Source organism: Lewinella sp. LCG006 (assembly GCF_040784935.1).
In the GTDB taxonomy this organism is placed as follows: domain Bacteria; phylum Bacteroidota; class Bacteroidia; order Chitinophagales; family Saprospiraceae; genus Lewinella.
Genome location: NZ_CP160680.1, coordinates 7,415,084 through 7,428,840, shown reverse-complemented (window position 1 = coordinate 7,428,840; position 13,757 = coordinate 7,415,084). Strand labels below are relative to the sequence as shown.

Genomic DNA, 13,757 nt, shown 5'->3' with positions numbered 1-13,757 from the left:
GACACATCCCCTAAGTGGATGTCGGTTTTGGAAATTTTATTTTATTTTTTTCCTTTTCCTTCTGCTCGTAAGTTTTTACAATATTAATACCCTTACATTCAAAAACGTTACCCTAATCGCTGAACTGTCATTTTTACTGTATGAATAGGGATTTTGGGGTGTAAAAGTTGGGTAGGTGTAAAGGTGTAAAAGTTATTTCCCTTACACTCTTATACTCTTACACCCTTAAACCCCTACTTCAACTCAAACACCTGCTCAGAAGTCTGGTCTTTCATTTTGATGATGACCTTGTATTTTCCTGATAAGAGGTAATATTTGCCATCATCGGCAGGCTCCATTTTGGGGAGTGTTTCTTCCTCTTTCAGATTTTTCTCGAGGTACTGACGGTAGGCTGGCCAAGCGTCTTTCCCGTAAGTGTAATCGTAGGTGGCATATTGCAAACCTTTCTTCAAATTTACGGAATAGGTACTCAATACTGGACCATCCTCGACCTGAATGCTTACTTGTGCATTCCCTGCTTGGCTAGTGTAGACGGGAAGGTCAAGGCTGGGAACATTGTCGCGCGACCAACTGTCTTGCCCCCAAGAACGGCCACGACGCTGATCGTCGATTTTGAAAAGATGGATGGTCTCTGCCAAAACTTCTTTGGTAAGTGCTTGCAGCTCCTTGGCAGAAGCCCGGTAGAGGGAACGACCATGGGTGCCAATAATAATATCTTGATCACGCGGATGAATGACAATATCGTGAACAGGGGCACCTGCTAATCCTTCGTAAAATGCCTGAAAACTTTTACCCCCGTCTAAAGAAACATAAGCGCCATGATCGGTGCCTACATAGATCATATCTGTTACTTTGGGGTCTTCCTTGACTACATTTACCGGTTCTTGAGGGAGATCACGACCGATGATTTCCCAGGTTTTACCATAATCATCCGATCGGAATAACATGGCGTTCCAGTTGTCCCAGCGGTAGCCATTGAGAGCTAAATAGACGCGCCCCTCTTGGTGTTTGCTGGCCTGGATACGGCTTACCCACATGTCGGCAGGCAAACCAGCGGAGATGTCTTCCCATTGGAAGCCGCCATCTTTGCTTACGTGAACCCGTCCATCATCAGCACCTGCGTAAAGCAAGCCAAAACGCAAAGGCGACTCGTGCAGAGCACTCAGCGTACCGTAGGGTACATCTCCTTTTTGACCACCATGGGTAAGATCGGGGGAAATGACCGTGAAATCCTCACCTTTATTCAGAGAGCGGTGCACAAAATTAGAGCCCATGTAAAGAATATCCTGGTTGTGCTCAGAAAGGTGAATTGGGGTTTGCCAGTTCCAGCGATAAGGCCGTTCTCCGAGGTCGTGGGTAGGGGTGATATAGGTGCGGTCATCGGTTTGGGTGTTTAACCGAAAATAGTTGCCAAACTGAAAACCAGTGTATACGGTCGCATTGTCACGGGTATCTACTGCTACTTGCATCCCGTCGCCGCCCATGATCATTTCGTAGGGGTACCGCCCACTTTGTTGCCAGCGACTAGAGGGTTCGTAGGTATGGTCGCCCATCCACACGCCATTGTCCTGCAGACCACCATATACGCGGTAGGGCTTGGCCATGTCCACGGCAACGTAGTAAAACTGCCCCAAAGGTGGATGATTGCACTTGATCCAGTTTTCCCCATCGTCATAAGAGATATTGATTCCTCCGTCGTTACCTAGAATGAGGTGCCCGTCACGATCGGGACTAATCCATAAGGCATGGTGGTCGGAGTGGACATTGGCTCCATTGATCCCGCGCCAGGTTGTACCCCCATCATCACTGCGTATAACGGGTACGCCCATGATGTAAAGGCGATTGGCATCACGTGGAGACACCTTAATCTGGCCAAAATAGTAGCCATAAGAATAGTAGACATCATCAATAAAACCTTCGTGTGTTTTCGCCCATTTCTTGCTGTTATTGACCATACGGTAGACTTCCAAGCCGATTACTTCGGTATCGAAGAGCAGGCTATTGGCATTCTCGGTGTATTCTACCAGGGTCAGTGGTGTAATTTCGCCGGCAGCGATCATTTCCTGAACCTTTTTGGGAGTGTACTTTTTGGGGAAACCATTTTGCTGAAGATAGGTCTTGAGTTGTGTTTCAGGAACTTTTGCAAAATCAGCTTTACTCATGGTCCGTAAGGCATCTTTGGTCAAGCCAGGCTCTTCGTCGGTTGCTTTGGGGCGTCGGTTGTAATTATCGATAGACGCATAGAGAATAGGCGTACGCCCCTGATAGCCTATCGCCAGCCCAATACGGCCAGCACCTTCCCCGGAAGGGAAACCACTTTTAGGACCCGTAATATTTGACCAGGTATTCCCGCTATCGGTACTTTCATAAATACCAGAGCCCTTACCTGCTTCGGTGAAATCCCAGGCGCGGCGTGTGCGTTCCCAGGTGGCAGCATATAAATGGTCGGGGTTCATCGGGTCAAGGACCATTTCAATACCTCCGGCATTGTTGTTGACAAAGAGTACTTTCTCCCAGCTTTCGCCACCATTGGTGGTTTTGTAAATGCCTCTCTCGGCATTAGGAGAGTATAGATGCCCCAGAACGGCTACCCAAACGATGTTGGGGTTGGTAGGGTGAAGGAGGATGCGGCCAATATGATGACTCTCTGGTAAACCACGATGTTGCCAAGTTTTTCCACCATCGGTACTGCGGTAAACGCCGAGGCCTGCATAAGAAGACCGACTGGAGTTGACCTCTCCAGTACCTAACCAGATGGTATTGCTTTTCCAGTCTACCGCTACAGCGCCTAGCGTCATTACATCTTGTTGATCGAAGCGAGGTTCAAAAGTTGTACCGTTATTGTTAGTGTGCCACAGCCCCCCCGAGGCATAGGCAACATAAAATTGGGTAGGATCATCGGGGTGTACCGCCATATCTACTACGCGGCCACTTTGTACACTGGGTCCGATATTGGTAAATGGAAGATGCTGAACGAGCGAATTGTCACGCAGTTTTTTTCGTTGTTCAACGGCTTGTAATCGTTGTTCCGCAGGTGTTACGAGTGAAGGTATTCCCTGGCTAAAACCATCAGGAAGGAAGAATAGGACAAGTAGACAAAAAAATAGCGTTCTCATGTAGTTGGTATTGATGTGACTGCGTGAAAATAGGAAAATATCACGTGAGCATACCGATCAAATGGTTTACAAAATAAAATCTTCCGCTAAGAGCCCTTGAAGGCACGGATACTGGGTCTTTCAGGAAAGACCAAAAGAGGATAAAGTAGCCAATCAATCCCCGCGATCAAGGCAACTGATCATGTCCCGATTTTTGCTTGAGCTAATAAGTCGGGGTTCGAAAAGCAAGCGCCTGAATGAAAATAGAGTTGTTCTGCTGGGGGCTGTTTTAGCGAAAGCGCTAAAATTTTATTCTGAACGAGGCAGATTTTGCAGCCGAATGCGGGCAATTCGGCGAAAAATCTAACGAAGTTCAGGATGAAATTTTTCGCTTGCAGCAAAACATGTCCCAGCATAACAACTCTAATATATAATCCTGCCTTGAAGGTCTATACATCGGCACGAGTTACGTGACTATATTTTAGGGTAGCAACAAAGAAGGTACCTCCAATAAGGTTACCAAGAATGGCTAACAGTTGCACGGGTAAATAATCAGTCCAGCCAATTTCTGGAGACAAAAGCAAACCGGCAAAGATTTCTATCGAGCCTACAATGGAATGATGCAGACCTCCCATTCCAATGACGATGGTGATAATGATGACAATCAATATTCTACTAATAGTTTCCTTGGCGGCACTGAGCAGCCAGGACAATAGCCCCATCAACCATCCCGCAAGTAGAGCACTACCCAAAATAACTGTATAATCAAACTTTAGCATTTTGTCGGCCAAATGGACAAAGGCCTCGCTACTGATGATATTCATAGCTGGCCCAATCCAACAAAGGAATGCCCCAATAAAAAAACCTCCCAGAAGATTCCCTGCTAGAATGGTTCCCCATAATTGGAATAGCTGCAAAATAGATTTTTTCTTTTCGAGGATGGGATAAAGTGCCAGGTTGGTATGTTCTGTGAAAAGCTCTGAACGTCCAATTACGACGAGTAGAAAACCAATCGGGTAGGAGCATGCCAAGGCAATGTGAAGGGCAGCCTCACTCATTTGTCCGTGAAACAGGGTATAAACGATTCCCATCAGGAAAACACTGAAACCAATTTCTAGTCCGGCGGTCAGAGACGATATGAATAGGCTGGAGGAAGATCTGTTGTATTCGGCCAAGCCTGTTTCTAGTTGGTCGGCCAGGATTTCTTCGATCTCTTTAGGACCAATTATTTTTTCTGTTTTCATAAAGTTGTACAGAGGCTGTAATAATGCTTTCTGATGGAACACTATTTTTTTCGAGGTGTTCATTCGTCCTTTAGGCAGACTTTAAAGATTGATTGGCAGCGAACAGGTACTGCAATAAAGAGGTTTAAAAAGTAAAACAATAATATGAGTACGCGATCAGAGACCAATCTTACGCAAGAACAATTAGAAGACTTACGAGAACGATTAGAAGATAAACAGTCTCGCCTGGCAACGGAATTAAAACGACTTGAAGAAGAGGAGCTTCCTAACTTGTACCGAGAAGAAGAATCTAATGATGGCTATGGAGATGATGCCAAGAATGACCAAATCCGGCAACGTATTGTTGCGCAAATTAAGCGCCGGCGTAGTGATCTTCAGGCCGTACAAGCTGCTTTAGGACGTATGGAAAACGGCACTTACGGTCTCGACCAACGTACGGGTGATCCTATTCGGTTCGAGCGTTTACAAGCACTTCCTACGGCCCGTACCGCTATCTAGAAAATAAAAGTACTTACTAATGGTTCTGCCTTTGCTGTAAATATTACAGTAAGGGCTTTTTTATGCTATAAATAAAACTAAGCCGGGCTTCATAAATCAATGAAGTCCGGCTTTTATTGAATAGAGGTAATTGATGTTGTTATCAATTATGCGGTTGTCAACGCATAGTAGAAAATAGCATTAACGTCTGATGTTGGACGTGGCATATCTTCTCTGTCGAGGAGGTGTACGGTACCTCCCTGGTTGATAACCGACAAGGAAAGGTCGTTGTAAAGAGGTTGACTATCATCCTTGCGACTGCTGTGTAATTCTACGCTGTGGTCCACGGGATTGTACTTTCCCCAAGTCTCTTGATTGCGTACCAGAAATAGGGTCTTTATCTGTCCGGCCATCGCGGCTGGGCCAATGGTTTGAATATCAAAGGTTGCTGTCTCGTTGGCGAGTGCTGATTCAAAGTTATCCAGTTCTTCCTGATCCATTGCTGCATACCGGGGCATCAGCAGTTCGTAAGACTTCTCGTGAATTTTCAACATATCTTCGTTTTCAGGATTTCCTTCAATGAAGTCTTCCATGAGATGAGGGTAAGTATTGATTTTTCGGTAAAGACCCGCCAGCGTTGGCGTGGAGTAGAGTACCAGTGGCGTCTTATCATCGTCACAGCTCATGGTTTCGATTCCTTTGTCTACCCGCCGTAGGAATTCTTCCAAGCGAACGTTTTTGACATCTTTGCCCGCGCCCTGGCCATGAAATACGGCATTTTCACCATTTCCACTGTGATGCTGTAAAGTGCTTTCTTCCTCGTAAAAGCGTAAAATTTCCTCTAAATTCTCTGGAAAGTCGCTGTTTTTTTCCAGTTCAGCAAAGGTGAAATCGGTACCTTCAAATACCCGTACCTGATTTTGGCTCAAGGCCAAGGTGTAAAACTTGTGATTGTTGTTGACCAATGGGAGCAAGGGTAAAAGGTAGAGTTGATCACCAATGAAATGAAAGCTTTCAACTTCAATCGGGAGGGTATGAAAACTGGTATTACCATCGTAAATAAATACCGCTAAGGCATCGGATAAATGGCGCCAGAATTTTTCTTCTTTCAGCTTAGCCTCAGCTTCCTTCATGATTTTATTGATTTCTTGATCACTAAAATCTCTCTCAGCCAGTACTGATTTTACTTCACTAATACTGTTCTTATAGCGAATTTTATCTTCCTGAATACCATCTACACGATGGGTAGGTAAATAAAACGAAATACTATTCGGACTGCTTACGGCAGCCAATTGATTTAATTTTTGTTGATCTAACATTCTTATTTGTGTTTTATTTTTAAACAAGAATTGAAGACCTGATGTTTGCAATAAAAAAGCTTCTAGAAGAAAAATCTTCTAGAAGCTTCAAATATATTTTTAGCATGCACTATTTATGCAATAGCTTCCGCTGAATTTTTTACATTTTTGCGGGCGGCAGAGATACCGCGCTTCAGTTTTGTTTCTGTCTGTTCTACAGCCTCTTCTGCTTGGTCGGCCAAGTCATCTACATTACTAGTGAACTTGTTTTTCACGGTTTGTGCAGCTTGCTGAACGGCTTCTTTACTTTGGTCAAAATACTCACTTGCCGTTGAACTTAGGCTATCAGCTTGTGTTTTGATGTATTCGGTGGCTTGATTGGTATATTCTATGGCTGAGGTTTGCATCTCTTTGCGTACCCGACGGCCTTGATTAGAATTGAGCCAGTATCCGGCTAGTGCACCTGCTAGTAATCCGAATCCTAGTTTCCAGTTTTGATTTTTTTGGTCTGACATGTTTTATTTAATTTTAGTTGCTGTCAATCGAGACAGTTAATGTTACTTTATACTTCTGTAACCTGGTTTTTTAGACAGATGTTCGTTGTCAATTGAAATTATTTTTCTCGACGGAAATAATTTAAGATGCGGTAACGATCTTCATCGTATTTCTCTTGAAAAATATGCTCTCTTTGGTACAGGTCATCCCGGAAAAGTTCACTTACGGGTTCAAGGAGTTCTACATTGGCCATGAATATTTTTATGACAGCCATCATTGGGAGTGCCAGAATCATTCCTGCAATTCCCCACAATGCGCCACCAATCAATAAGGCGAGAATAGCCACGAATGGGTTAAGGCGTACACTTTTACCCACAATCTTGGGGGTGATAATATTTCCTTCGATGCTTTGCACGATGATGTAGAAAATAACAACGGCCAAGGGTTGCCAACTTAATCCGTAATTGGCCAAGGCGTAGATCGCTGGTAATAAGCCTCCTAACGTAGTACCGATAAAGGGAATGATCGCTAAAAAAGCACCCAACACTCCCCAAAACAAGGCCAACTTAATACCAATGAGGTATAAGCCCAAAGAATTGAGACTCGCTAAAATAACAATCACCAGTAGTAGTCCATTGAGATACTCTTTGGTGATTTTCACCACTTTACGCATCATCAAACCACCTTTTTTGCGATCTTCTTCGTCGAACTGGTAAAGGAGAAACTGATAAAACGAAGTTCGATAGAGCAAGAGGAAAAAAACAAAAAGCAAGCATAATAAAACAGAGCCCAGTACATAAGCGGAGGAGCCTAAGCCGGAGGTGAGAATTTGGGTAGGGACGTCGGCCCAACTGGAAAGATTTTCAGTAAGCCAGTTTTCCACTTGGTCTCCGCGCATACCCATCAAGTTGCCCACTAGTCGAAAGCCTTGTTGTAGGCCTTGGTTTAGCTTTTTACTGATACTGTCAAAATCTCCAATGATTTGACCTAACTGCATACCAAAAGCGAGAATCACCACAAACACCACCGAAATCATGGAGAAAATGCTCAAAATAGCAGACCACATACGATTGCCCAAGTGCTTTTCAAACCACATAGCGAGTGGCTTGAGCAGGAAGGCTAGGAAACTAGCGAAGATTAAGGGTACAATGATCGACTTTCCAATGATAAGCAGATAGCCAAAGAGGATAATGCTAAGCAAAAAAGCTGCGAAACGCAGGATGCTAAAAGTGGATTGATTCATGAATGGGTGGTTATTTACCCTTAAACTCCATTTTTAAGGCGATTTGTTCACTAGCTGTTGAAAGCTATGAATTTTGTGGATGGATCACTTCCCTAGCAGGTGTCTTGTTGGTACTTGCTAGTAAGTTTTGTGGGAATGCTTCAGCCAGTTTTTCGCCACCCTTGATTCCAAAATCCAGGGTTCTGATGGGGAATGGAATCATGATATCATTTTCATCAAAGGCTTTCTTGATGGCAATAATGGCATTGCTTTGGGCCTGCAAATAGGCTTTTTGCCGATAGTCATTGATCCAAAACCTTAGGGTGAAATTGATAGAACTACTACCAAATTCGTTGAAGAAGAGCTCTACTTCGGTGTTTTCCTTAATGGCAACGGTCTGCTCGATGGTCTTAATAGCAAGACTACGGACTTTTTCCAGGTCATCTCCATAGGACACGCCACAGCTTAGATCTATGCGACGCCGATTGTTGGTGCTGTAATTTTTGAAAGGATTTTGGTAGGTGATTTTATTAGGGATGACCACTTCTTGCCCCTGAAGGGTTTCGATGACCGTTGAACGTAGGTTGATGTTTTTGATGGTTCCAAAAAAATCGTTGCTTTCTACCAAGTCGCCCAGATTAAATGAACTTTTTGTGGACATCATGATTCCGGAAAACAGATTGACAATGGGGTCTTGTAAAGCCAAGCCGATGGCGAGTCCTACCACTCCTGCACCCGCTAGCAAGGATTGAAGCGCGGTGTCTAATTGTAAAATACTCAACACTACCATGATGACCATTAAGACAAAAATAGTGGTGACGATGCTCGAAATTAAGCTGTTGACGGAGCGATGGTGAGAAAAACGACGGATGATTTTTTGCACATATTTGTTTACGTAGCGCGCGAGAAATATGCCAATAGCCAGTACTACAGCAGCCAGAATAAGGTTAGGCACAGCGACAATGATATTGTTGATCCAGCCTTGAAGTTTTTCACTTAAATTATTGAAAGAGTTATTGAATTGTTGCATCCAGTTCTGCATAATTGATTTTTTACAGGTCCATATTTAACTAGTGTAACCAGCGGTTGCTTGCTCAAGTTCGTTCGAGCATGTTTAGGAAAAATTTAATTTTTAAACGAACATTTTTTTAATTATTTGAGTTGCAAAAGAAAACAATTATATAAATGAATTATTTAGGATTAAACCAAGAACAAGTTGCTAATACTGGTAAAGCCTTAAATCAGTTGCTAGCAAATTATCAATTATACTACCAGAATTTGCGTAATTTTCATTGGAACATTTCTGGCGAAAATTTCTTCGATCTGCACGAAAAATTTGAAGAACTCTACGAGGATGCTCGCTTGAAAATTGATGAGATCGCCGAGCGTTTGTTGACCCTCCGTTTGCGTCCACTCTCAACGATTTCCGCTTACCTGGAATCAGCTAAAATTGAAGAGGCTGGCAAAGTGATGGATAGCCATAAAATGGTAAAAACCATCTTGGAGAATCACCAAGTCCTCATTGCTGACATGCGTACAATCATTAGCCGTGCTGGTGAAGTAGAAGATGAAGGTACCATTGATATGATTGGTGGTTTTCTTAGTGAAATGGAGAAAAAAAGCTGGATGTTGGATGCGTGGCACGCCCGCACTGAAAAAAGTATACCAGCTGAAGTATAATCCCCATCTCTACCAGCATTGGCGAGAGATGTTAATCTAGTTCGAATAGGTTAAGCAATCAATAAAAAGTGGTCTTGCCAGACAATAAGCAAGACCACTTTTTTTTACCCTAAAAATTAAAACGAAGCAAATGGATATTATAAGTGAAAGTAAACTTGTTGGCAATGCACAAAAAGATAATGCTGAGCCTAAAAGAGTAAGCAGCGAAACTCGGAGTAGTTTTTACCGAAAAGCCATCTTTTTGGGGCTAGGTGCTGGCGTTTTGATGAGTTTCTTTATTGCTACATCCGGCTTTTATATCACTGGAGATAGTGCAGGAGTTGGTTTCGCAAAATACTTGGTGCTAGCAGCTGCAATAGGTGTTTTGTTGTCACAAGTAAAGCGAAGAACACCCGTAGGAAGAACTTTCAAGAACGGTATTGGAGTAGGTATGCTCTTGTCGTTGGTCTCCGCTGTTACGACAGCAATACTGACCATTATTGTCAACACTAGCTTTGATTTTGCCTCCATTCAACCTTATTTCCAACAAGGAGCTGGAGCTGCGGTTAGTAATTTTACCCTGGCAGGCGTCACTTTTTTTGAAGGGATTGTCGCTGGTATGATCCTGACTTTTATCTGGTTGCAAATACTTAAGGATCGCCGATCTGGTGAAACAAGTTAAAAGTAAGGATATCTTTAGTAAGCGAATGGGAGCACACCGTCACTTTTTTGTAAACAGCACTAAGAATAATTGCAGGACATTGTTATTGTCTTATGTTCAACAATTCCGTTTCTAGCTCCATTTTGGCATTCGCCTCAGCGGGCGTTAAGGTCCCATTCAATAAATTATTTTGCTCGTAGGGATCGGTAGCTAAGTTATACATTTCCGCATTTCCATTGGCGTTGATGATCAATTTAAACACATCGTTTCTAATGGTCCATTTGTTATCTGCTCCGTCATCCATTTCTGAATATTGGAAGTTTCTTATCGTTGTTGCTTGAGTTAGCAATGATTTAAAGCTTTTACTGTCGTGGATTTGTGGGGTATTGATGCCCACGATTTCAGCAATTGTAGCGAATAGATCAGTACCGTTTATCAAGTTGTGGTCTACTCCAGTACGGGCGACCCCTTTTCCGGAAATAAACATTGGCGTATTGATGCCTCCTTGATACAGGGTGTTTTTTACGGTAGAACTCGTATAAGGGCTTTGTGCCACTTGGTTGGGAGTGCCATTGTCTCCCACAAAAATGATGATCAAATTTTCTTTAGCAGTAGCGGGAATATTGTCCAACAGTCGGCCTATCTGATAATCCATTGATTCTATTGCGGCCAGGTAATAGGGAAGTGGGTCGGAAGCATTTGTGTAATCAGTCAAATTACCTTGACTATGGGTACCACTTGGCGGGACATGAAAGGGGGTATGGGGGGCATTGTACGCCAGCCATAAAAACCAGGGTTTGGTTTGTTGATGCACCCAGTCTATGGATAAATCAGTAAGCTTCTCTGTGATATAATTCGTTTGCAGGCTATTTGTTCCACTTTCCGAAAGTTGCCATTGATAGTAGTCGTCAACCGTACCACGGATTAAGCCAGCGTAGTAGTCTATCCCAAAATTTTCGGGATTTACATTGGCATTGCTGCCTGATAAATGCCACTTCCCAATTAAGGCCGTGGCGTACTTACCATTGGTTTGGTCATTGATGTATTGCTGTAGGGTCGTTTCGGATTGCGCTAAAACATCCCCAGCTCCTTTTACATTTGTGCTGTAACCGTATTTTCCCGTAATTATTGACGATCTGGTAGGTGTACAAGTAGGGTTTACCCAAACATTGCTGAAGGTGATACCATTGTTTCTAATCGCATCGATATTAGGGGTGTTGGGTTTTATGCTGCCTTCCGTAAATCCGCTAATCGCATCTTTTCCGAAATCATCTGCTATGATGAGCAATAAGTTAGGGGACTCATCCTCTGGGGGGACAATGACGACAGGGTCTTCATTGCAGGTGGAGAGTAGAAAGACAACGATAATTGCTACTAGAGAGAGATGAGGCTTTGTTGGATTCATTTTGCTGGATAGTTTTATTGCGGTGTTCCTTTGAAGCAGCCAATGTTATAGGGAAAGTCGTAAGTCCAGTGGTAATGATACAAATTAATCATTTCGCCATCCCATAAAACCGGATGGGTATGGCCATGACACTCATCTAAATCTGCAGAAGAAAGCAATTTCCCATCTTCACCGTAAGGGCCATAAATACCAAATCCATCTAGCATATACCCCATGATGGCAGAATGGCCACTCGAGTGCGGATGAATGTGATCCTGAAGGTCTTGAGCAGGAAAGTGGTAGTGATACCTTTCCGTCCCATCTGTGTGCCCACCGAATCGGTCCAACATTTCGTGCGCAGCGGCATCATTTCCCAGCGTTGATGAACCATGATAAATAGCACTACCGCTAAGGGAAATACCGGAGGGACCAAAGAAAACGCAATTGGGTTCTTCCGCTATTTCAGGAATTTCTGGCAAGACATAATAAACCTGGTGCTCTGAAATAATATTTGGGTTGCCATCATATTGGTACGCAGCACTACCTGGGGTGATAGGAAAAATGCCGGTTGGATGACTTGGTAAAGCATTGCCCGTGATTATCCGATTGCCATTGCCATCCAGCGAAACATCAAATTCACTCATCCAGGTAACATTGCCTTGTACTTGAGGTTTTCGGGTATAGTCCCAAGTACCATCCGGGTTAGTCCAGTCGCTTGCGTCGGAGTTTCCTGCTCCGTTAGCTGGTAGGCCGCACAACCATAGCGATAACAAATTCGGCTGTCCATTACCTTGGTTCCTGATTAAGATATTCGTAGGGGTATTGCCTCCAAAAGGTAGCTGAGTAAGGTCTGGTGTTTCGGGTTCTGGAGTTACCATTTCAGTGGTATCATCTGATTTGTCGCAGCTGATTATTGTTAGTAAAACGACACTGAAGAAGAGGTAGGTCAGTTGGAGTGACTTAGTGAATTTATCCATTATGAGTAGGTTATTTTCAATGTAAGACTCCCATCAGGTGAAATGGTTTATCCAGCACATTTTTTTCAATTAGGTGCTAATCTGAGTGGCTATCCTGAGATAAGGGCTCGACTTGTTCCATGTCTTACGCCAATGCCAGTCCCTCCGCAATTCGCTCCTCAGCGAGTTGTTGGTCTTGCTGATTGGGGTGGCTCATGTCGAGTGTTTGGGTGATGCTGGCCTTGGTGGTGAGTGCCAGGGTGACGAAGATGGGGAAGTGATCGGAGCCCATAGCGGGCATGCGTTTGATGTCAATAAGGCGAAAGTCGGAGCTGCAAAAGATCTGGTCGATGGGGATGCGCATCAGCGGGATTTTGGCATGGAAGGTAGGCATGATACCGCGCCCACGGCGGGGATCAAGCAGGCGACTGATTTTCTGGAAAGCCGTGGTCAGATTGCTCCAGGCCACGTCGTTCATGTCGCCAAAGACGATGCAGGGATGTTTCGCAGCGCTTACTTCTTGAGCAATCAGTAATAGCTCAGCATCTTTGGGAGCTTTGCTGGTGCTGTAGGCGGGGTAAGGAGGAATAGGATGTATGCCAAAGACCGCAATTTGGTGTTGACCCTCAAGCGTGATGGTGGCCCTAATGGAAGGCACGTCTTCTCCGACCAAGCTCTTTACCTGGACATCATTGCAAGGATGACGCGAGTACAGACACATCCCGTAGGTATTCTCCAGCGGTACTTCCTGGTGGTAGGGATAGCGGTCTCTGATTTCTTGTAGCTGGTTGGTCCACCACTCATTGGTTTCACACAATAATAGAAGATCAGGGTTTTTCTCTTTGACCAGTTGGATAAAAGGTTGGTACTGCTGGTTGAACTGATAAACATTCCAAATGAGCAGCGAGAGGGTTGTTTTGGTTTCTACCGTGTCGTCCAGATCCAAGAGTTCTTTTTTCCCCAAACGGGTATAGGGCTTGATAATTCGGAAGATCAACAACACATTGGTTAGCATGAGTACCGCGAAAATAATGGTCCACTTTTCCGCACCGTAGGTTGCGAAGACTATGACCACCGTAACCATCTGGATACAAATAATCTGGATACGGGGGTAAGTGAAAATATTAAACAGCCAGCTATTGCTGGGTAGCAGCGGAAAGATCATGGCGATCAGGCAAAAGGCAACCAGCAGGACAGTTATCCAGACCATTTTTTGGGAAGTTAATATGCTTTCGTATTAAGCCCTAAAATGGGGAGAATAGTTCG

Annotated in this window: 12 protein-coding genes; 3 read left to right on the top strand and 9 right to left on the bottom strand. The window is 43.9% G+C overall.

The window, feature by feature from the left end:
- Nucleotides 1-233: 233 nt before the first annotated feature.
- The gene (locus AB0L18_RS27170) at nt 234-3,116 is read right to left on the bottom strand and encodes a glycosyl hydrolase (RefSeq protein ID WP_367390469.1); all 2,883 of its coding nucleotides are present in this window, start codon (nt 3,114-3,116) and stop codon (nt 234-236) included.
- 428 nt (nt 3,117-3,544) lie between these two features.
- Complete coding sequence (locus AB0L18_RS27165; protein WP_367390468.1) at nt 3,545-4,339, bottom strand: formate/nitrite transporter family protein; 795 nt, start codon at nt 4,337-4,339, stop codon at nt 3,545-3,547.
- A 144-nt stretch (nt 4,340-4,483) separates the two neighbouring features.
- Between AB0L18_RS27165 and AB0L18_RS27160 the strand changes: the two genes are divergently transcribed.
- On the top strand, nt 4,484-4,837 hold the full coding sequence (locus tag AB0L18_RS27160) for a TraR/DksA family transcriptional regulator (protein WP_367390467.1): 354 nt from the start codon (nt 4,484-4,486) through the stop codon (nt 4,835-4,837).
- A gap of 146 nt (nt 4,838-4,983) precedes the next feature.
- Here AB0L18_RS27160 and AB0L18_RS27155 read toward each other — a convergent pair whose 3' ends face one another.
- The 4 genes from AB0L18_RS27155 to AB0L18_RS27140 all read right to left on the bottom strand — a co-directional run bounded on the left by AB0L18_RS27155 (nt 4,984) and on the right by AB0L18_RS27140 (nt 8,873).
- On the bottom strand, nt 4,984-6,135 hold the full coding sequence (locus AB0L18_RS27155; RefSeq protein ID WP_367390466.1) for a hypothetical protein: 1,152 nt from the start codon (nt 6,133-6,135) through the stop codon (nt 4,984-4,986).
- 113 nt (nt 6,136-6,248) lie between these two features.
- On the bottom strand, nt 6,249-6,629 hold the full coding sequence (locus tag AB0L18_RS27150; RefSeq protein WP_367390465.1) for a hypothetical protein: 381 nt from the start codon (nt 6,627-6,629) through the stop codon (nt 6,249-6,251).
- A gap of 98 nt (nt 6,630-6,727) precedes the next feature.
- Nucleotides 6,728-7,852: an AI-2E family transporter gene (locus tag AB0L18_RS27145; RefSeq protein WP_367390464.1), complete on the bottom strand. Its 1,125-nt coding sequence runs from the start codon at nt 7,850-7,852 to the stop codon at nt 6,728-6,730.
- A 64-nt stretch (nt 7,853-7,916) separates the two neighbouring features.
- Entirely contained in the window at nt 7,917-8,873 is a 957-nt protein-coding gene (locus AB0L18_RS27140) for a mechanosensitive ion channel family protein (protein WP_367390463.1), read from the bottom strand.
- 143 nt (nt 8,874-9,016) lie between these two features.
- On the opposite strand from AB0L18_RS27140, the gene AB0L18_RS27135 reads away from it, so the two are divergent.
- A complete protein-coding gene (locus AB0L18_RS27135; protein WP_367390462.1) occupies nt 9,017-9,511 on the top strand; it encodes a Dps family protein in 495 nt (164 codons plus the stop codon).
- A gap of 130 nt (nt 9,512-9,641) precedes the next feature.
- On the top strand, nt 9,642-10,172 hold the full coding sequence (locus AB0L18_RS27130; RefSeq protein ID WP_367390461.1) for a hypothetical protein: 531 nt from the start codon (nt 9,642-9,644) through the stop codon (nt 10,170-10,172).
- An 82-nt stretch (nt 10,173-10,254) separates the two neighbouring features.
- Here the strand turns inward: AB0L18_RS27130 and AB0L18_RS27125 are convergent, their stop codons facing one another.
- The 3 genes from AB0L18_RS27125 to AB0L18_RS27115 all read right to left on the bottom strand — a co-directional run bounded on the left by AB0L18_RS27125 (nt 10,255) and on the right by AB0L18_RS27115 (nt 13,701).
- Nucleotides 10,255-11,556 (bottom strand): sulfatase-like hydrolase/transferase, encoded by a 1,302-nt coding sequence (locus AB0L18_RS27125; RefSeq protein WP_367390460.1) that lies wholly within the window; start codon nt 11,554-11,556, stop codon nt 10,255-10,257.
- 14 nt (nt 11,557-11,570) lie between these two features.
- A complete protein-coding gene (locus AB0L18_RS27120) occupies nt 11,571-12,512 on the bottom strand; it encodes a YHYH protein (protein WP_367390459.1) in 942 nt (313 codons plus the stop codon).
- Nucleotides 12,513-12,636: 124 nt separating this feature from the next.
- Nucleotides 12,637-13,701, bottom strand: coding sequence for an endonuclease/exonuclease/phosphatase family protein (locus AB0L18_RS27115; RefSeq protein ID WP_367390458.1), 1,065 nt, complete (start codon nt 13,699-13,701; stop codon nt 12,637-12,639).
- Between the last annotated feature and the right edge of the window lie 56 nt (nt 13,702-13,757).